Genomic DNA, 19,672 nt, shown 5'->3' with positions numbered 1-19,672 from the left:
CCTTTCTATATTCAATCCAAGCTGTTCTTACGCAGCTCGGTTTGGAATGCTTGCAAAAGATGAATGATCGAATTGATGCCTCGATTATAATCCATCCGTTTTGGACCGATCAGCGCAAGTGTCCCGAGCGAAACGCCATCAACAGAGTAATGGGCACGGATCACGCTACAATCCTTCAGGGCATCGACATTGTTCTCGCTTCCGATCGTAATCAAGATTTGATTATCCAGATTCGGACTCAAGAAATCAAACAATGCTTCCTGCTGTTCAATCAATTCTAAGACAGGTCTTAATTTGGCGACATCTTGAAACTCCGGTTGGTCGAACATGTTTGCTTTCCCACCCAGATAAATCAACGGTCGCTCATCCTGTTGATCCATCAGAACGATATCGAGTGCTTTCGAAAGTAACGAGGTCTGTTCCGAATGTTCGGAACGGAAACGTCTAATTTCTTCTAGCAAGCGAAGACGAAGATTGCTCAGTGGCGTTCCCCGTAATGTCTGATTCAAACGTTCCATCAGTCGACTCGCTGCCTCGCGTGAGAGAGCTTCCGCTAACTGAAGCGTCTTATGTTCAACATGACCTGTCTCCGTTACGAGAACGATTACGACGCGTCCTTCTGCTAACGGGATTAATTCTAAATGGTGGAGCCGTTGTCCTTCTTCTTTAGGACCTAATACAAGTGTCGTGTAATGCGTCAATTCGCTCAACAAGTCCGCCGTATGTCTGATCAAGCGATCATTTTCATTCACGGAATGGGCAAATAACGATTTTAATGCTTTTGCCTCTTGCGGTGAGATGCTTTCCGGACGAATCAGATGATCGACATAAAATCGATATCCAAGCTCAGATGGAATCCGTCCCGCAGAAGTATGCGGTTTTTCAATCAATCCCATCTCTTCGAGGTCCGCCATCTCATTTCGAATGGTCGCGGAACTGAACGTCACGTCGTCTCGTTTTGAGAGCGTCCGTGAGCCGACGGGTTGAGCGGTTTTGATATAATCATCGACGATTGCACGCAAAATCAACAATTGACGATCCGTCAGCACCTTCTTCACCACCTTATTTTGTTAGCACTCACTTTTAACGAGTGCTAATTACATCTTTACTATAAGGAATCGTGGAAATGATGTCAACTGATTTGCTGAACCCTTTGAACAGTTTCCCATTATGCGATACAGTGAAACAAATGATGAAAAGGATGATCCAGATGATTGAGATGTTTGCGATGGCTGGTGTGTTCGTTTGGTTGTTCATTGCCATTGTCGGAACGACCGCTTATTTCGCAAGAAAATCTAAAAAATAGACGCGTACGAGGAAAGTAACGAAATTTATCTCCCGATAGCACTTTGTCTATACGCAAAAAACCAATCCCGCTGCTGTGGATTGGTTTTTTGTTGTCCTGAAATCATTTAACTTCCGCTTCTCCGATGAACTCGGCGAATACTTCGTTTGCAAGCGGTACACCCGCCTCTGTTAATCGTAAGTGCGTATCCGTCCGTTCGACTAACCCGCGCGGCAACAACTTCGTGATTGTTTTACCGAAAGCAGTATCTAACGGTAGACCATACTTTTGTTCAAAGTGTTCGATTGACACACCTTGCTTCATCCGAAGACCGAGGAACATCTCTTCTTCCATTCGTTCGACACGTGTCAACGGTGTCTCGTTGCGGACCGGTAAACCTTCCGCCTTGATGTAATGCGGAATCGGTGCGATGTTCGCGCGACGTGTTTGATTGATGTAACTATGCGAGCCTGCACCGAATCCGTAATACTCATCATTTTCCCAGTAGACCCGGTTATGCCGACTTTCTTTTCCCGGTAACGAGAAGTTCGAGATCTCGTATTGGTTCAAACCACCGGCTTCAATCGTCTCAATCATCAAACGGTACATTTCCGCTTCAAGATCTTGTGTCGGTAATGGAAGTTTTCCTTTTCGTTCTTGAATCGCAAATACGGTATGGGGCTCAAGAATTAACGAGTATGACGAAATATGCGTGATTGGTAAACGAAGGGCACGTTCGACGTCATATTTAACTTGCTCAAGCGTTTGATTCGGTAAGCCGAACATCAAATCGACAGAAATGTTATCAAACCGTTTAGCGGCTTCGTCAAGCGTTTCTGCAACTTTCGCTTCCCGGTGCGTCCGACCGATCCGTTCAAGCAATCCGTCGTCAAATGACTGGACGCCGAAACTGACACGGTTGACACCACCTGCTTTCATGATATCGAGTTTTTCAGGTGATACGCCATCCGGATTCGATTCGACCGTGTATTCAAGCGTCGCGTCCGTCAGTGGCAAAAGATGTTTACTGATGATATCCATCAGACGTTGCATCTGTTGTTCATTTAACGCAGTCGGTGTTCCGCCGCCAATGAAAATCGTTTCGAGTCGATCCGTCGGGTATTGTTGTAGTGTCAGTTCGATTTCGCGTTCTAACGCATCTAAATATTCCGCAACCGGTTGGTTTTTTAAAAATACTTTATTGAAATCACAGTAATAACAGATATGTTCACAAAACGGAATGTGGACATATGCGGCGCGTGGAGTCATTTCGCCTCATCCTTTCTAAATAAACAACAAAAAGGGTGCGTTAGACGCCCCCCTTTTGACTTTAATCTTCATCCATCGACAGAACCGACATGAAGGCTTCTTGAGGTACCTCTACCGAGCCTACCATCTTCATCCGCTTCTTACCTTCTTTTTGCTTCTCGAGCAATTTACGTTTCCGTGAAATGTCCCCACCATAACATTTTGCAAGAACGTTTTTCCGAAGAGCTTTAATCGTCGAACGGGCGACGATTTTTGTCCCGACCGCAGCTTGAATCGGCACTTCGAATTGCATCCGTGGAATCAATTCTTTTAATTTATCAACGATGACTTTCCCGCGTTCGTATGCAAAATCACGATGAACGATGAAACTCAAGGCATCGACGTTTTCGTTATTCAATAAGATATCCATCTTCACGAGGCGTGATTGTTGATAGCCAATCAATTCGTAATCCAGTGAAGCGTACCCTTTTGTACTCGATTTTAATTGATCGAAGAAATCATAAACGATTTCCGAAAGTGGCAACTCATACGTGATTTTGACACGTGTCGTATCGATGTATTCCATATCGATGAACGTTCCGCGTTTCTTTTGGCAAAGCTCCATGATCGCCCCGACGTAGTCGTTCGGTGTCATGACAGCTGCCTTGACGAAAGGTTCTTCGATGAACTCGACCTTTTGCTGGTCGGGCATCTTCGACGGGTTGTCGACATGCAAGACTTCGCCAGACGTCGTCGTCACATTGTAGATAACCGACGGTGCTGTCGTAATCATATCGATATTGAACTCACGTTCGATACGCTCTTGAATGATTTCCATGTGCAACATACCTAGGAAACCGCAACGGAAACCGAATCCAAGTGCTTGTGATGTCTCCGGTTCAAACTCGAGTGCTGCATCGCTTAACTGAAGGCGTTCAAGCGCTTCACGTAAATCATTGTAACGGGCAGCATCGATTGGATAGAGTCCACAATACACCATCGGGTTCATTTTCCGGTACCCTGGTAAGGCTTCGATTGCCGGCTGTTTCGCAAGCGTAATCGTATCCCCGACCCGGACGTCCCCGACCGTCTTAATCGACGCCGACAATGTACCAACATCCCCGACTGTCAGTTCTTGTTGACGGAGTGGTTTTGGTGTAGAAACGGCAAGCTCTAAGACTTCGAAATCTTTACCGGTCGACATCATGCGAATCTTGTCACCGACTTTGACCGTTCCGTTGACAATCCGGATAGAGGCGACAACGCCGCGGTACGGGTCATAAAACGAATCAAAAATTAACGCTTCAAGAGGTGCAGCCGGATCACCGGTTGGTGCAGGCACTTTCTCGACGATTTGTTCAAGAATCTCTTCAATCCCGATTCCCGCTTTCGCTGACGTCGGGACCGCTTCAGACGCATCAAGCCCGATGACATCTTCGATTTCTTGACGAACACGTTCGACATCCGCTGACGGCAAGTCGATTTTGTTGATGATCGGTAAAATCTCAAGGTCGTTATCTAATGCCAAGTAGACGTTCGCGAGTGTTTGCGCTTCGATTCCTTGCGCTGCATCAACGACGAGAACAGCACCTTCACACGCTGCAAGTGAGCGTGATACTTCATAGGTAAAGTCGACGTGTCCAGGCGTATCGATCAGATGGAGGATATATTCCTCACCATCTTTTGCTGTATACTTCAGTTGGACAGCATTCAACTTGATCGTGATTCCACGTTCCCGTTCGAGATCCATGGCATCAAGCGTTTGGTCTTTCATTTCACGTGACGTCAAAGCGCCAGTTCTTTCTAAAATACGGTCAGCGAGCGTCGATTTCCCGTGGTCGATATGGGCGATAATCGAAAAGTTCCGAATGCTCTTCTGCCGTTTTAAACGGTCTGCATTATTCATGTTTATAGTCACCTTACCTTATATTCAAACGTACATACGCTTCATTATAACAAAAATCAGACGAGCTGTACCATCCCGTTTTGTTTTACCGAAAAACAAAAATCCAAAGAAACCCTAGAGCTGTTATTGCTTTTAAGAAAAACGTTTGCTACAATTGTGTTTGTTCTGTTGAACGATAAATGCAGATATGCGAATATAAATCTCGAATGAGTTTTCTTGGAGGTGAATCATCCATGGCTAACATTAAATCAGCAATCAAGCGTGTTAAAACAGCTGAAAAACGCCGCGTCGCTAACGTACAACGTAAATCGTCTATGCGTTCAGCTATCAAAGCAGTCGAAACTTTCGCTACTGAAGGCAACAAAGAGCAAGCGCTCGTAGCTTTCAACACAGCATCTAAGAAAATCGACAAAGCTGCTGCTAAAGGTCTTATCCACAGCAACAAAGCTGGTCGTGACAAATCACGTCTCGCTCGTCTCGTAAACGCACTTTAATTCTTTCCGAAGAATACGGTGATTGATCGCCACTAGGGGGCTTCCCCAGTGGCGATTTTTTTTGCGAAAAAAAAGCGGCTGACTCAAAAGAACGATTCCTTTAGAGTCAGCCTCAATCGGTCTGAATACTTACGTCAATCGATCCACCATCACGTGATGCGGACCAATGCCTTCGATTTCAAATTGTTCACTCGCAATCTTCATTCCCAATCGTTCGTAGAACGGAACTGCGACAAGCCGGGCATTACACCACCACCCGCTCGTTTGCCGTGCCTTCAGGATTCGCCTTGCTTCTTCGAGCAATGCCATCCCGTATCCTTCACCACGGACATCAGGGCTCGTCGCCATGCCCCGCAGTTGATAGCCAAGTTCAGGATCTGCTTCGTATGACCGTTTCGCAAATGTCCCGATTGCAACAATTTCCCCGTCCTTGATTCCGCCAAGGTGAAACGTATCGGCAGCCAAGTCATCTGGGTACGTACATGACTCAATCGGTTGATGCGGACGTAATACGGCATGCCGAAGTGGAATCACTTCTGTTGCTTCAATCATTCGGATTTCCATTGGTCTCCCCCTCACAAGGTCGCTAGTCGGACGATTAGCGAATCAAATAAGATTTTTTTATCTCCCCGCCCTGTCTTCATCCCTTCATCGGTCGTCGTGATGGCGATTAAGGCATGTTCCAGTTGCGCGAACGTGAACCGTTTCCCTGATTGTAAAGCAAGTTTGATCGCGTATGGATGTGCGCCGACCTTCGAGGCGATTTGCCGTTCGCCGTATCCTTGTTCTGCCAAACGTTTCGACAGTAACATCATCCGGTACTGACGTGCCATCAAACCAAGCAACGCCAACACTTCCTGCCCTTGTTTTTCTAGGTCACGGATCAGCCGGATTGCCGGTTCGAGTTGTCGTTTCATCAAATAATCCGTCAACTGGAACACGTTATCTTCAAGCGTCCGCGGAACCAACAGATCAACATCTGCTAACTCAATCGTCGGGTGGTCACCCGCGTAAAGCATCAACTTATCGAGTTCATGGGCAAGCGTCCCCCACATTTCTCCTGTCAGGAAAATCAGTCGTTCGATTGCCGGACGCTCCATCCGGTACCCTTTGTTGCTGACGGCATCCATCGTAAAACGGTACAACTCTTCTGTCGTCGGTTTTTTTGCTTCAAGGACCGTCGCACGTTCCTTCAACCGTTTGACGATTGTTTTCCGTTCGTCTAATTTTTCCGCTTCCACAATCAAGACGACGACCGCATAGTCTGCCGGTTTCAAGACATACTCTGCTAAACGTTCGACGTTATGCGTCTTTTTATCTTTTGCTCCCGTCAGGAATGTTGCCGGTTTTGCAATGACGACACGGTAATCACTTAAAAAAGGGACCGTTTCCGCTTCATCGAGGACCGCGTCGAGCGGTTGATCGTTCAAATCAATCTTCATATAGTCAAAACGTTCCCCATCCGGTAACGCAGCTTTGACGATTTCACGTTCCCACTCCTCTAAAAGGTGACGTTCCGTTCCATATAATAAATAAAGGTTAGCCAACTTTCCGTTGACAAGCCAAGGTGTTTTCATCATTCCCACCACATTTCACAGTTTGTTCTTAACTTCATCATAGATAATCCTCTTTTATTCCGCTATACTAGAAGCGGAATCTATTAAGGGGGAATGCAGCATGGCACATTCAGTACGCCCACCAAGTGAAAATGCGTTTGAAAACGATATTCAATCAAAACGTAATGACGCGCTTGACTCAGCCGTCGGTTTTGGCGCTTCATTTGGTTTCTTCGCCGTTTTGTTCATCATTGGCGTTTTAATCAAATTCTTAAGTCTATAATCACTAAAACAGCAACCTTGGGGGGTTGCTGTTTTTTATTTTATCATAGCTTCACAGCCTGCTGAAGAACAAGTTATCATTCCGTCCTGGTCCGTCCGCCAGATCGTCCGGTTTTCGCCGATCCGCTCGAGTACTTCCTTATGCGGGTGACCATACCGGTTATTTCGTCCGGCAGAGATGATCACCGTATCCGGATCAACCTGCTGTAATAACTCAAGTCCGGTCGACGTCTTCGACCCATGATGTCCGGCCTTTAAAATATCGACCTTACCGATGCGCCATCCCTCCTCCTGTTCGACTCCGGCGTCTCCAGTCAGTAACACGCTCTTTCCCGCAACGTCAGCAAGCAAGACGATGGAACGGTCATTTTCTTCCGCTTCCGATTCAGCAGGAGCAATTACATGCAGCCACGGGCGAATGGCTTGCCCGGCTTTAACGAATTCTACCTTTGTCCCCGTCGCTTTAATCTGCTCGAGCACAGCGTTCCGCTTCTCATCTTGATTATCGTATCTCCCGAAATAAATCGTATCGACCCTAACTTTTTTCAACAGACCGAGAACACCACCAATATGGTCATTGTCGGCATGGGTCAAAATAAGCCCGTCAATTACCGTCTCTGCTCGTGTGTGAAGAAAAGGCGCAACGATTTGACTACCCGGGTCAAACGGACGGAGTGGTGTCCGCTTCGACAACGTGAAGGCACCACCCGTGTCGATGACGAACGTTTCTCCTGCTTTTTCAATCACGGTACTGTCGCCCTGTCCAACGTCTAAAAACGTAATCCGTTCCTCTGTCCGTAAATCCATGCACAGACTGCCGATAAGTAGGGCGCAGACAGGTAATATGTGCCCCCACCACTTCCGTTCTGCTACAGACCAGCCCGCGACGACGACGGCTAACACAACTAGGAAAAGCGGTAACGATAATAAATGGACCGCGACCGTCGGAACAGGCAATTGTTCTGCCGCTGCGAGAGCATCATCGAGCAGGTCGATCGACTGATGGTGCAGTGTCATGAGTGTTCCCGTAACCGGGAAAAACAACAACACTCCGACTAGGAAGGACAGCGGTAAAATAATCCACTCGATCCAGGCACCAATCAGAAGGTTTAAAAATGGCGACCATGGCGAGACTTCCGTTTGCTCAGCGAGTTGCAAAACGAGACTCGTCATAACTTGTGCCCATATACTGATCAACAACCAATTCCAGGGCCGTTTCATTTTTTGCCAGATTTGGCGCGATAACAATAAAAAAATCGTTAAGCCGACCGTCAATTGAAAACCGACATCATAAAGGCTTGTATAGGAATAAGCAAGTTGTGCTGCTGCGACATAGGCGACGACGAGCAACGGATCCGTGCGTCGCCCGAGACGTTGGTAGAGCAACAAGATGAACGCGACACAGACTGCCCGTGTGACAGGAGCACTCCACTCCGTCAGCCAGCCATAGATCGGTAACAAAATCAGGACGAATTCAGCTCTTCGTTCACGCGTCAGCCGACACTTCTTCAACATCCATAACGTCGTAAAAATCAAAAAAGCGATATGTGACCCGGAAATGACGATTGCATGCAACAGTCCGAATTTTTTGAACCGATCAAGCGTCACTTGATCCATCAAGCGGTCTTCCCCTAGAACCAGGGCTTCGATATACAAGGCTTGTTTTATCGGAAGTCGCTCCATCCGGTCCATCCATGCTTGACGCATTCTTCGCCCACGTGCCTCAAATCCCGGTGTCTCGTGACACGTCCCCCATTTCTTGACTTCGAACTTTCCTGCTAATCGTTCTGTACGCATCCACCTTGCTTCATCAAACCCGCCCCGATTGACACGAGGTAAGATCGTCGCTTCTGTTAATTCAACTTGACAACTCCATCCAATCCGCTCGTAATCGAGGTCCTCCCGTTCATCGAGAGTCGCTGCAACGATCAGCTGTCGCTCCCCGACAGCGGCCAAGTAGCGAATCCGGTCCCCGTTTTGTTTAGCATCTAACAGATCGACTGACTCGATAGGTGTCATATCTGTCGTCTGCCGTCCAAAAATCAGGAATGTCCCGACTAACAGGAACGTCAAAAACAAACGGACAGGCGTGAACATCCAACTCTTGATTGCGAAAACTACACAAATCAGACCCACGAGCCATAATGACTCTTTGATTGCGACCAATACGATCATGAAAAATAACGGGAATAATGGCATCAGTAGACAATCAAGTAGGCTCTTAATGTTTCGAGCGTCTTGTCACCAAAACCTTTCACTTCCCCTAAGTCTTCATATCGGGCAAAACCGCCCTTTTCTTCCCGGTAGGCTAAAATTGCACTCGCTTTAGCGGGACCGATTCCTGAGACTTCGAGTAATTGCTCTTTTGTCGCAGCATTCAAATCAAGCATCGCGTCCGGTACATCCGCTTGCGGTGTTTCAACTTTCGGTTGCTTCAGCGAAGCCTTTTCTTTTGTCGGGACGATGACTTCCTGACCGTCAATCAACCGTGCCGCGAGATTCATTTGTGTCACGTCCGCCGCTTGCGTCAACTCTGCGCGGACAACCGCATCTTTAATCCGCTGCCCTAGCTTAAAGGAATACGGTCCTGGTCGTTTGACGGCCCCTTTCACGTCGACCATGATTTTTTTATTTAAGATGGTCTGATCCACCGTCGCTTGAACTTCTGCTTTCGCATCTTGTTCACGGTTGACGATTGCCGGTTTGTCGACGAGCGCCTCCTTCGAACAAGATGGTAACGGGACGAAGAGTACAATCATCAATAACACGACTACAGCAACGCTCGCGATTTGTTGAATTCTCGGAATCGTCATCGGTCTCCCTCCTCTTACCTCGACTTTACCAGGCTCGCGTCGTCACGTAGCACCGACTAACTGTCCTATCGAACACCGTTACGGGATAAAGATAATCATCTAGAATGATTTTATTCAGCGAGGGACATCCCTTGACTAAATTAAGGCACAAAAAAACCGCTGTGAAAGTTTCCTTCCGCAACGGTTCGTCGATTATATTTTTTCAGCTACAAAGAAAATTCGTTCCGCTGTCGGCGTTGGTGCATCACTTGTGAAGTCACCTGTTACGGCGAGCGTCCTAAACCCTGCTTCACGAAGCCACGTCACGTATTGTTCCGGCGGATACGTCCGTTGATGATGTGTCTCGTCAACACGGTCGTAACGTCCATCTTCGTCTTCGATGAAGAACGTCAATTCGTGAACGACGGAAAGTGGTGCTTCTCCGGGATCAGCAAACCAAATATAAGAACTTTGTTCGGCGTGTGTCGCGTATGTTTTCCCGTTAAAGAGTGTTTCCATCTTATGCGGGGAATGGACATCAAACAACAACTTCCCGCCTTCTTTTAACGTCTGCGCCGCACGTTCGAACGTTTGTTGCACATCCGCTTCTGTCTTCAGGTAGTTGAGCGAGTCACACAGAATCGTCATTGCATCGACTGGAGCAGGCAATTCGATTTCGCGCATGTCTTGACACCAGAAATCGATTTTTTGCTGTTGTTCCATCGCTTTTTCCTGCGCGATTTCAAGCATCTCTTCCGATAAATCGATACCTGTCACGCGGTAATGCTCAGCGAGTAACAACGTCGCCGTCCCTGTCCCACAACCGACGTCAGCAATCGTACTGTTTGCTTCGACGTATTGCGCTACCCAGGCGACCCATTCGTCGTAGGGAACATCTTGCATCAACTCGTCATAGACGTATGCAAATTGTTCGTACGCCATCAGTCAATCTCGACTTCTACTTTAGGTGCGTCTGACCAGAGTTTCTCAAGGTTGTAGTAGTCACGGTCATCACGGTGGAAGACATGGACAACAACATTTTCAAGATCGGCGAGTACCCAACGTGCTGCGTCAAGTCCTTCGAGACGTTTGATCGGCAATTCATTTTTATGGGCAACTTCTTTCACTTCACGTGCGATGGCTTGTACTTGTTTTTCTGATCCACCTTCACAAATCACGAAATAATCCGCGATGGGTGAGATGTTTTTCATGTCTAAGACGATGATACCTTCTGCACGCTTATCATCAATTGCATTTACGATTAATTTTAATTCTTGTTCGACTGTCATAGGACGGTCCCCTTTCGTTTAGCCGTGACGAACGCATTATACGTTTCAATCGTCAACGGAAAAATCACTGTTTGTTTGTTGCATAAAAATTGGATGGTATGCGCAAGCGTCGCGATGACGGCGTCCGTTAAATCGGCGTCTGCGATCTCCCGTAATGTTTCAACACCCGGATACGTACGATTCGGCTCAATCGCATCGGCGACGAAAATCACTTGATCGAGTAACGGCATATCCGGAGCACCGGTCGTATGGTTCGCGATTGCTTGGTAAATCACCGTGTCCTCGATACCGAGTTCACGTTTGACGAGTTCTGCGCCGATTGGCGCGTGCAAGAGCTCATCGTCATAATCGAGCAACTCGAAATGTCCGAGTTCCCGAGCGAGCGTCCGCATTTCTTCGGCGTCACGATACTTCGCGTAATCGTGCAGCATCGCAGCGAACGCTGCCGTCTCCTCGTCGACCCCGTTTCGCCGCGCGAGTTGACGTGCGGTTTCAACAACTCCAAGCGTATGCACATAGCGCTTATGCGGGAGTGTTTGCTTAATAATGTCGTTTGCTTCTTCAAGTAACATACAATCCCCACTCCTCGATTAGTTGTCGGACAGTTTCCGGAACGAAATAACGGATACTTTTTCCGCGGGCGACACGTTTTCGGATATCCGTTGAGGACACTTCGAGCAACGGTAAATCGACTGCCGTAACCTGCGCACCTGACGGAATCAAATAACGACTCCCCGGACGTGCGACCGCACCGAATTGAATCGCCTTAAACAGACGCTCTGCTTGATACCATGTCTCGAGGCTCGCAAGTGAATCCGCCCCGAGCAGAAAGATGAACTCGTCTGTCGGATACCGTTTTTTCAATTCGAGAACCGTCTCAAGCGTATACGATTTTTCTTGACGTTCGAACTCAATCGTCGAGACGGAAAACGCATCGTTCGCCTGAACAGCGGCTTCGACAAGTTGCAACCGTTGCGTCGCACTCGTCACGTTCGCTGCTTTATGCGGAGGAACGTTTGCGGGTAAAAACCAGACCGCATCAAGACGCAGTTGTTCCTTTGCTTGTTCTGCTATCAATAAATGACCGATGTGGGGCGGATCAAATGTTCCGCCCATCAGACCAATCTTCATCGTGGTAATTGTAACGTTTTATTCTCTTTCGATTCTTTGTAGAGAACAACGACTTTACCGATGACTTGAACGAGTTCAGCATTTGTTCCGTCGACGAGTTCAGCCGCTACATCTTTAGGTGTGTCGGCACAGTTCTGCAAGACTTGGACTTTCAATAATTCGCGTTTTTCGAGTGCATCGATCAAATCAGCACACATCGCTTCTCCAACGCCATTTTTCCCTACTTGGAAAATCGGGCTTAAGTCATGTGCTGTTGCACGTAAAAATCGTTTTTGTTTACCTGTTAACATATTAATATTCCTCCAGTTGCTTTCGAATCACCTGCTCACCAAGCGTAAGATCAGGTGCGTGACCGGTGAAGCGTTCAAATGCTTCAGCCGCTTGTAAAACGAACATCGGGACGCCATCTAGTGTCGCGAGTCCTCGAGCCGAGGCATCACGTAGTAGTTGCGTCGGAGTCGGTCGATAAATAATATCACAAATCAGTGCCGTCGTCTCGGACAACTCGATTGGTGTCGCTTCGACGCGTGGCATCATACCGACCGATGTCGTGTTGATGATTGTGTCATAGGGCGTTAAATCCGGTGACGCTGTCCAGTCGATTGCCTGCGCCTGAAATTCAGCGGCAAGCGCGCACGCCCGTTCATTCGTCCGGTTTATGATTGTGACCGTCCCGTCGAGCGCCGCGACGATTCCTCGTGCCGCACCACCCGCTCCAATCACAAGAATGTTTTCTGACGATTGTCGCGCGGACAAAGCACGGACGAATCCCGTCCCGTCCGTATTCGCACCGACCAGTTCCTCCCCGTCAACGTAGACCGTATTGACCGCTCCCGCTTTTGCAGCAGAAGGCTCAAGCCGATCGAGAAACGGGATGATTGCTGTTTTATAGGGAATCGTGACGTTAATGCCATCGAGCTCGCGCATCCGTAATTGCCGGACGACCTGCGCTAATTCGTTTTCTTCGACGTCCATCATACTATAACAGCCGAAAAGCCCAGCCGCTTCCAGCCATGCCTCGTGCAGCACGGGTGAAAGTGAATGGGCAATCGGATGACCGATGACAGCGAAACGCATCAGACGAGCGCCTCACGTAAGGAAACAGCAACACCTTTAGGCGCGTAGGCAGCTACTCGCCCACCTTTTCCGTGAACCGCAACCCAACCGAGTCCACTGAAGACGATGTCTGTTTTCATGTTGTCACGTAAACTAAACTCATGACGGACGAGCGGTGGTAACATCTCAAGCGTTTTTTCATTCGGAGGCGACAACAGCTCCCCGTTATGATTTGCATAAAGATCGTCCGCCTTATCTAACTTCGTCCGGTGAACTTTAAGTTCATTTGACATATAGATGACGAATGAACGTTTGTTCCCTTCCATGTAGTCAAGGCGTGCTAAACCACCAAAGAATAACGTTTGTTGCGGATGAATTTGGAAGACTTGTGGTTTGATTTCTTTTTTCGGCGTAATCAATTTCAAGTCTCGTCCATCGACATAATGTGCCATTTGGTGATGATTGATGATTCCTGGCGTGTCGTACAGGTTACAGTTATCATCTAGCGGAATGTCGATCAAATCGAGTGTCGTTCCTGGGAAGTGACTGACGGTGATGACGGCCTCTTCTTCTTCACCAAACCGTTTGATGACTTGGTTGATCAGCGTTGATTTCCCGACGTTCGTACAGCCGACGACATAGACATCGCGCCCTTTACGGTAGTAGTCGATTTTCTCTGCTAATTCATCGACGCCGTGCCCTTTTTTCGCACTAATCAAGTGGACATCGACTGGACGTAAGCCCAGTTCTTTTGAGGTTTGGCGCATCCAGTTCATTAAACGATTCGGATTGAGCGACTTCGGCAACAAGTCTGCCTTATTCCCGACAAGCAGGACATCGTTTTTTCCGACGAAGCGGTGTAATCCGGGTAACCAACTTCCGTTGAAATCGAAAATATCAACGATTTTAACGACGAGTGCATCTTTTTGACCGATTCCGTCTAAGATTTTGACAAAATCATCGTCCGTCAATGCGACGTCTTGAATTTGGTTGTAGTGTTTCAGTTTAAAACAACGTTGGCAAATGACCATTTCACGGTCAAGTGCAGATTTAGGCGCATAACCTGGTGCTTTCGAATCCTCTGTTTGAATCTCGACACCACAGCCGGCGCAATGAATTTCTTCGTTCATATGTGTGTTGAGCCGCATCGGGAACTTTCCCTTCTCTATTCAACGTAGCACCCTGCACGCTACTCCCAGAGCGTAACTTCCGACCTATAGCCGTACATGTTGCGACTACTGCCTATCCTTTCATCTACCGGTATGACAGGGTCATTGTTGCTTATCCTGACGCAGTGGCTCGACCTGACGCTTCTCCGCTTCAGACTCTTCTTTGACACGTTGCGTCAATTTATAGATGCCTTTACGTTTCATGCGACGGAAGACGAGACGCTCCATCAAGCGATTGAATTTAGTGACGACACCGTCTGTTTTAACGACGGGTTGGACGTGAATGACTTCGATGCCTACGGAATTTGCTCCTAGCACATCAGTAAACAACTGATCCCCAAGAAATACTACTTCTTTTGCATGATAACCGAATTCCGTTAATGCTCGTTTGAAACCGATTGGTAATGGTTTTCGGGCAGGTGCAATATAGTGCAGTCCGAGTGGATCCGCAAACTTTTTGACACGATCGCCGTTATTATTCGAGACGATGATGACGTCAAATCCGTATTGATTATTCACCATATCCAGCCATGACACCAATTCGTCTGGAGCATCGGCAATATCCCATGCAACAAGCGTGTTATCAAGATCCGTCAAAATTGCTTTGACACCGTTTCGTTTTAACATCTCTAAATCGATATCATAAATGGATGCGACGAAATGTTTCGGATAAAGTCGTTTGAACAAGAATAAAACCTCCAGATAATGGTCTAGCTCTATAGTTAAGTTTAAGAAACAGTTATGTTCTTATCGTTCGATTATAGCACAATCAATGGCGTAGAGCGATGCACAAAAGAAAACACCCTTTCAATTGAAGGGTGCTTTTACTTTCATGAATTCCAATTACCAAGTGCTTGCCCCATCAAGACAGGACCTGTCACGTCATCTTTTAAATCAAGCGCACCTTTCGGACAAATCAAAACGACGGTCGAACCGAACGAAAAATACCCAAACTCATCGCCACGTTTGACCTCACGATTTTGGTTCGTCTGGACAATCGTATTGACGTTCAACGCTCCGACCATAACATGTTCAAGTGCATGCCCACCTTGTGTGATACGTGTGACGCGTCGATAGTTCCGCGTCAGCGGACGTTTCCCGTACTCGAGTCCCAATTCATTGACCGGTGCAGAATCGCGCCCGAGTGTATAACTCGTCCGAACCGTCCCATCAATCGGAACATGGACACGGTGATAGTTTTGTGGACTGAGATAAAAAATCAAGACACGTCCTCCAACGTACGTTGCCGCTTCATGGTGAGAACCAAGCAATTCCGCGACTGAATACGTTTGTCCTTTAACCGTGAAGCGACTGTCTTCCGTCAAGTCATCGACGACAGATAAGACACCATCACACGGACTGACGAATGCTTGCTCAGCTTGTGAAATCGGTCGGACATCTTCTTTTAAGTGACGGACGAACAAATCATGTAAGGTCGGATAGGCTTCGACCGGCTGACTCGCCTCGTGCATCTGTAAGTCATACAACTTAATGAATGGTTTGATCAACGGTCGACTCAACTCGCTCATCGCAAAACGTCGCAGTTGTCGCGCGACGAACGGGCGTCCATTTAATTCGAATAAATTTTTAAAAAACCATTTTTTAATCATTTAAATCACCCGATGATTCTTCTTTTGAATCCTCAACATTCTTACCTGCGAAGAATTCCTTGTAGCTTTCTTCTGTCTGTTCGCCTGCGACACGGCTCACTTCTTTACCATCCTTGAAGTGGACGACAGTGGGTGTTCCTTCAATTTTAAACGTATCCCATGCGGACTGTTCGACGGCAAGATCAATTTGTTCGAACGGAATATCCTGTTTCTCGCCGAGCGGTACTAAGTACGGCTTTACTTTTTCACAGTGGACACAACCCGTCTGGTAGAAATACGTATAGAACTCGTCACCTGACTTTAATTTTTCAGCGACTTGACTCGCTGTAAGATTTCCATCTTTCGTTGCTGAATCTTCATTATCCATGAAGAGTAGTAATGTCGCTCCCAGTATGACGATCAATGCGATGACGCCGGCCGTAATCCAATTCGCTTTTGATTGCGACTTTTTCGACGGCTTCACGCGCGTAGACTTTTTCGACAAATCGATCCCTCCATCATTTTGGCATAAGCCATTTTTTCTGAATCATTATAGCATGTCCACCCGCTAGAATCGTATCGATTTCAAAAGCGTCACTAATCAGTAACAGGTCGGCACGTTGACCCAGTTTGATCGTCCCGCCAGAAATCCCGTACGCTTCGGCAACGTTTCGTGTGACCGTCTGAATGGCGTCCGTAAATGCAACACCATGACCTACCGCCTCTTTGACCGCTTCAAGGATCGAAGTCGGTTGACCGGACTCGATCCGAGTGAGTTTTCCGGACGCATCGAACGCTGGTAAACTCGCACCGGCGTCACTCGACATCGTGATCTGCCGTAAAGGAATCCCTGCTTCAAGTGCCCGTTTCAGTGCAAGTCCTGCAGGTACTTCGCCTTCTTGGATGAAGGCTTTTGTCGTACAGGTCGTAAAATCAATCCGTCCACCTTGTTTCGCCCAGGCGAGACCGGCTTCAAAAATTCGTTCACTTCGATTGATATGTGTCGGTAAAAATTGTTCAATCGGTACATCCGACGTCCGGACGACTTCTTCAAGGAGATGTAACACTTGTTTCCCGTCTCCAATATGGACGTTCATCGTTCCATTGACCCCTTTGACCACCCCGGCGATACGCGCTTCCGCTGCGAGTCGCGTCATTTCCTGAACGGTCGGTTGGGTCGAACGGTGATCATTGATCGCAATCTCGCCGAGTCCGATGACTTCATTGATAAGGACGATATCACGACCGATCGTATCCGTAATCGAAACGGGTGGGACAGCGTAGCTGCCCGTTAACAGAAAAGGTCGGATTCCGTATCGTGTAAATCCACGGATATGTGCCAGTAAATCAATTCCGGTCCGGGTCCAACCATCCGTGCCAAGTAATCCGACGACCGTCGTCACACCACCCGTCAAGAAATCACTAGCGACTAGTGGAGCCGTCCGGGAAGCGAATCCACCTTCCCCACCTCCGCCAATCGGATGAACATGACCATCGATCAATCCTGGAATTAACCGTTTCCCCGTTCCGTCAATCGTTTGTTCAAGCAAATCCTGATCGATATCAAAGGAACCAATCCTAAGAATCGTTCCGCCTCCGACAAGTACATCCGTCGGGATTTCGTCGACAAGCGCTTGTTTAATTAAGATCAAATGTCCTCCCCCTCGCTGTAAACGATAAAAAGCGAGCATATCGCCCAGTGACGATACCTCGCTTTCAAGTTATTCTGCCTTTGTCCCTTGACCAAGACCAAGATCTTCATTGACTGCATCAAGTGCGAAGACAACAAGTGACGTCACGACTGACATCGCTGTCGCGAACCCGAAGTTATACGTAACTGCATCGACCGCTGATACGATGAACACAGCTGTGTTCACGAGTAAGAACGACCAGAAGAATGTAACGAGAAAACGCATTCTTTCCCCTCCATTTCCATAGCTTACTTTTATTAGTCCTACGTTTCGTAGTATATCATTTTTTATATCGTCCGACAGCTATTATCGGATTTTTTTAAGCGTTTTCCTTTTTGTTCAAAACAGTCGCTTTCCTGCTTTGTGTAGCTCCGTATGATAAAGTAATGAAGAAAGAATCTAAAGCGAAGTTGGTGTATGTATGAAACGTCATCTCATCGCCGTCGACCTCGACGGTACACTCTTAAAAGACGATAAGACCATTAGTCCTGCAAATCTTGCCGCACTACACAAAGCGCGTGAAAACGGTCATGAAGTCGTCATCGCGACGGGGCGACCGTTCCGTCATGCGAAACGCTATTATGAAGAACTTGGTTTAACGACACCAATCGTTAATTTTAATGGTGGATTTGTTCATCACCCGAACGATCCTCACTTTAAAGTCAGTCATCACCCGATTCCGTTAAAAACCGTGCAACATATTCTCGAGTCCGTTGCTGATACGAAAACACAAAATATCGTCTGTGAAGTGACCGATCACGTTTATTTCCAACGTGACCCGGTCGGGATTTACGAATTTTATACCGATCATGCCCTGTCGGTAACGACCGGTGATTTGCGGCAGTTGCTGCGTCACGAACCGACCTCGCTGTTGATTCATGCCAAGGGTGAACACGTTAACGAAATCCGGTCGGAGCTGTCGCATGTTCATGCCGAGACCGTCTTAAACCGACAGTGGGTCAAGCCCGAGTATATGGTCGAAGTCATGCGTAAGGGAACGAGTAAAGCGATTGGCTTGGAACAGATTGCCAAGCACCTCGGAATCGAACAGAAACACATCGTTGCCTTCGGTGACGAAGAAAACGATTTAGAAATGATTGAGTACGCGGGACACGGCGTCGCGATGGGAAATGCGATCGGACAGCTCAAGTTACTCGCGAACGGGACAACAAAACGAAATGAAGACGATGGCATCGCCTATTACTTGAAGCATGTCCTCGGACTCGCTTGATGTTAAAAAAACGCATCTCCTTGACCGACAGTTGTCGGCGATCAAGAAGATGCGTTTTTGATTACCCTTTTCGGAAGTAACCAACGACTGAATCGGTGGGTACAACATTGATAAAGACGGTTTCATCTGCGTCGCGGCAAATCCGTTCGATGTCCCGCAGTTCATGCCGTTCGATGACCATCATCAGCGTCGACTTCTCTGCCCGTGAATACGTTCCAATCGACGGCATCTGCGTGATTCCGCGAATGATGTGTTGATGCAGTGCCATCGTGATGTCATCGGCATGGTTCGTGATGATGAAGATCGTCAGGCGTTGATTGCTCGTATGAATCTCATCGACCACTTTCGACGTCACATAAATAAAGACAATCGTATAGAGTGCTGTCGACCAACCGAATAATGCTCCGGCGAGGATGGCGATTAAAAAATTCAAGACGAATAAATAAAGACCGACACTTCGGTCCGAGAACCGGGCAAAAATCAAGGCGACGATATCGAAGCCACCGGTCGACGCACCAAATTTAATCGTGATTCCCGTTCCAATCGCAAGCAGGACACCGCCAAACACTGCGTTTAATGTTTGGTCACCTGGAATGACAGCATATTGTGGAATCAAACCGATAAAGATCGTTGTCGCTAAAACAGAAATCAGTGTAATGATCGTAAAACTACGACCGAGCATAATCCATGCCAAAATGATCAATGGAATATTGAGGGCTAAAAACCAAACGTTCTCACCAAACGCAAATGCCGTGTCCTGTAATACTTGAGTCAGAATCTGGGCAAGCCCTGTAAATCCTGTCGAATAAACGCCACTTGGAATCAAGAACCAGTTCATTGCGACCGCAATGACGAACCCACCAATCGAAGCGACCATTACCTTTAAAATATTTTCCTTCACAACTGCTGTCACACCTTGTTCTCCTCTCTTGCTTGAACTATCTTGGAACACT

The 19,672-nt window shown here is 47.4% G+C and carries 23 protein-coding genes; 3 read left to right on the top strand and 20 right to left on the bottom strand.

The window, feature by feature from the left end; genetic code table 11:
• Positions 1-11 precede the first annotated feature (11 nt).
• The 3 genes from hrcA to lepA all read right to left on the bottom strand — a co-directional run bounded on the left by hrcA (position 12) and on the right by lepA (position 4,439).
• On the bottom strand, positions 12-1,049 hold the full coding sequence (gene hrcA, locus KNQ04_RS04295; RefSeq protein ID WP_214847573.1) for a heat-inducible transcriptional repressor HrcA: 1,038 nt from the start codon (positions 1,047-1,049) through the stop codon (positions 12-14).
• A 359-nt stretch (positions 1,050-1,408) separates the two neighbouring features.
• Positions 1,409-2,554, bottom strand: a complete 1,146-nt coding sequence (gene hemW / locus KNQ04_RS04290; protein ID WP_214847572.1) for a radical SAM family heme chaperone HemW — start codon at positions 2,552-2,554, stop codon at positions 1,409-1,411.
• Between the two features lie 61 nt (positions 2,555-2,615).
• Positions 2,616-4,439, bottom strand: coding sequence for a translation elongation factor 4 (gene lepA, locus KNQ04_RS04285; RefSeq protein WP_214847570.1), 1,824 nt, complete (start codon positions 4,437-4,439; stop codon positions 2,616-2,618).
• Positions 4,440-4,672: 233 nt separating this feature from the next.
• On the opposite strand from lepA, the gene rpsT reads away from it, so the two are divergent.
• Complete coding sequence (gene rpsT, locus KNQ04_RS04280; protein ID WP_012369681.1) at positions 4,673-4,933, top strand: 30S ribosomal protein S20; 261 nt, start codon at positions 4,673-4,675, stop codon at positions 4,931-4,933.
• Positions 4,934-5,062: 129 nt separating this feature from the next.
• Here the strand turns inward: rpsT and KNQ04_RS04275 are convergent, their stop codons facing one another.
• Complete coding sequence (locus KNQ04_RS04275) at positions 5,063-5,497, bottom strand: GNAT family N-acetyltransferase (protein WP_214847567.1); 435 nt, start codon at positions 5,495-5,497, stop codon at positions 5,063-5,065.
• A gap of 11 nt (positions 5,498-5,508) precedes the next feature.
• Positions 5,509-6,510 (bottom strand): DNA polymerase III subunit delta, encoded by a 1,002-nt coding sequence (holA, locus tag KNQ04_RS04270; protein WP_214847565.1) that lies wholly within the window; start codon positions 6,508-6,510, stop codon positions 5,509-5,511.
• Positions 6,511-6,610: 100 nt separating this feature from the next.
• Between holA and KNQ04_RS04265 the strand changes: the two genes are divergently transcribed.
• A complete protein-coding gene (locus KNQ04_RS04265) occupies positions 6,611-6,772 on the top strand; it encodes a YqzM family protein (RefSeq protein WP_029332892.1) in 162 nt (53 codons plus the stop codon).
• Positions 6,773-6,807: 35 nt separating this feature from the next.
• Here the strand turns inward: KNQ04_RS04265 and KNQ04_RS04260 are convergent, their stop codons facing one another.
• From KNQ04_RS04260 to KNQ04_RS04195, 14 genes are all read right to left on the bottom strand, one after another.
• On the bottom strand, positions 6,808-8,970 hold the full coding sequence (locus tag KNQ04_RS04260) for a DNA internalization-related competence protein ComEC/Rec2 (protein WP_214847564.1): 2,163 nt from the start codon (positions 8,968-8,970) through the stop codon (positions 6,808-6,810).
• Positions 8,970-9,584, bottom strand: coding sequence for a helix-hairpin-helix domain-containing protein (locus KNQ04_RS04255; protein WP_214847562.1), 615 nt, complete (start codon positions 9,582-9,584; stop codon positions 8,970-8,972). The genes KNQ04_RS04260 and KNQ04_RS04255 overlap by 1 nt, the downstream gene beginning before the upstream one ends.
• Positions 9,585-9,776: 192 nt before the next feature.
• Positions 9,777-10,505 carry a class I SAM-dependent DNA methyltransferase gene (locus KNQ04_RS04250; protein ID WP_214847560.1) on the bottom strand — a complete coding sequence of 243 codons (729 nt, stop codon included), beginning with the start codon at positions 10,503-10,505 and terminating at the stop codon, positions 9,777-9,779.
• Positions 10,505-10,852: a ribosome silencing factor gene (rsfS, locus tag KNQ04_RS04245; RefSeq protein WP_214847558.1), complete on the bottom strand. Its 348-nt coding sequence runs from the start codon at positions 10,850-10,852 to the stop codon at positions 10,505-10,507. The genes KNQ04_RS04250 and rsfS overlap by 1 nt, the downstream gene beginning before the upstream one ends.
• A complete protein-coding gene (yqeK, locus tag KNQ04_RS04240) occupies positions 10,849-11,424 on the bottom strand; it encodes a bis(5'-nucleosyl)-tetraphosphatase (symmetrical) YqeK (protein WP_214847556.1) in 576 nt (191 codons plus the stop codon). The genes rsfS and yqeK overlap by 4 nt, the downstream gene beginning before the upstream one ends.
• On the bottom strand, positions 11,414-11,983 hold the full coding sequence (gene nadD, locus KNQ04_RS04235) for a nicotinate-nucleotide adenylyltransferase (RefSeq protein ID WP_214847554.1): 570 nt from the start codon (positions 11,981-11,983) through the stop codon (positions 11,414-11,416). The genes yqeK and nadD overlap by 11 nt, the downstream gene beginning before the upstream one ends.
• A complete protein-coding gene (gene yhbY / locus KNQ04_RS04230; RefSeq protein WP_088836513.1) occupies positions 11,980-12,273 on the bottom strand; it encodes a ribosome assembly RNA-binding protein YhbY in 294 nt (97 codons plus the stop codon). Before yhbY ends, nadD begins: the two co-directional genes overlap by 4 nt.
• A 1-nt stretch (position 12,274) precedes the next feature.
• Positions 12,275-13,060 carry a shikimate dehydrogenase gene (gene aroE, locus KNQ04_RS04225; protein WP_214847551.1) on the bottom strand — a complete coding sequence of 262 codons (786 nt, stop codon included), beginning with the start codon at positions 13,058-13,060 and terminating at the stop codon, positions 12,275-12,277.
• Complete coding sequence (yqeH, locus tag KNQ04_RS04220; RefSeq protein WP_214848050.1) at positions 13,060-14,169, bottom strand: ribosome biogenesis GTPase YqeH; 1,110 nt, start codon at positions 14,167-14,169, stop codon at positions 13,060-13,062. Before yqeH ends, aroE begins: the two co-directional genes overlap by 1 nt.
• Positions 14,170-14,310: 141 nt before the next feature.
• On the bottom strand, positions 14,311-14,895 hold the full coding sequence (locus tag KNQ04_RS04215; RefSeq protein ID WP_214847549.1) for a YqeG family HAD IIIA-type phosphatase: 585 nt from the start codon (positions 14,893-14,895) through the stop codon (positions 14,311-14,313).
• A 143-nt stretch (positions 14,896-15,038) separates the two neighbouring features.
• Positions 15,039-15,818 (bottom strand): phosphatidylserine decarboxylase, encoded by a 780-nt coding sequence (locus KNQ04_RS04210; RefSeq protein ID WP_214847547.1) that lies wholly within the window; start codon positions 15,816-15,818, stop codon positions 15,039-15,041.
• Positions 15,811-16,302, bottom strand: coding sequence for a thioredoxin family protein (locus KNQ04_RS04205; RefSeq protein ID WP_214847546.1), 492 nt, complete (start codon positions 16,300-16,302; stop codon positions 15,811-15,813). The genes KNQ04_RS04210 and KNQ04_RS04205 overlap by 8 nt, the downstream gene beginning before the upstream one ends.
• 13 nt (positions 16,303-16,315) lie before the next feature.
• Complete coding sequence (gene iadA / locus KNQ04_RS04200; protein ID WP_251136881.1) at positions 16,316-17,449, bottom strand: beta-aspartyl-peptidase; 1,134 nt, start codon at positions 17,447-17,449, stop codon at positions 16,316-16,318.
• A gap of 69 nt (positions 17,450-17,518) precedes the next feature.
• A complete protein-coding gene (locus KNQ04_RS04195; protein ID WP_012369663.1) occupies positions 17,519-17,713 on the bottom strand; it encodes a YjzD family protein in 195 nt (64 codons plus the stop codon).
• 196 nt (positions 17,714-17,909) lie between these two features.
• On the opposite strand from KNQ04_RS04195, the gene KNQ04_RS04190 reads away from it, so the two are divergent.
• Complete coding sequence (locus KNQ04_RS04190; RefSeq protein ID WP_214847542.1) at positions 17,910-18,719, top strand: Cof-type HAD-IIB family hydrolase; 810 nt, start codon at positions 17,910-17,912, stop codon at positions 18,717-18,719.
• Positions 18,720-18,780: 61 nt separating this feature from the next.
• Here the strand turns inward: KNQ04_RS04190 and KNQ04_RS04185 are convergent, their stop codons facing one another.
• The gene (locus KNQ04_RS04185) at positions 18,781-19,632 is read right to left on the bottom strand and encodes a YitT family protein (RefSeq protein ID WP_029332877.1); all 852 of its coding nucleotides are present in this window, start codon (positions 19,630-19,632) and stop codon (positions 18,781-18,783) included.
• Positions 19,633-19,672 lie beyond the last annotated feature (40 nt).

Source organism: Exiguobacterium sp. s193 (assembly GCF_018618755.1).
Taxonomy (GTDB): domain Bacteria; phylum Bacillota; class Bacilli; order Exiguobacteriales; family Exiguobacteriaceae; genus Exiguobacterium_A.
Note: the sequence above shows the minus strand (reverse complement) of the source record. Positions and strands in the feature narration are given on the sequence as shown.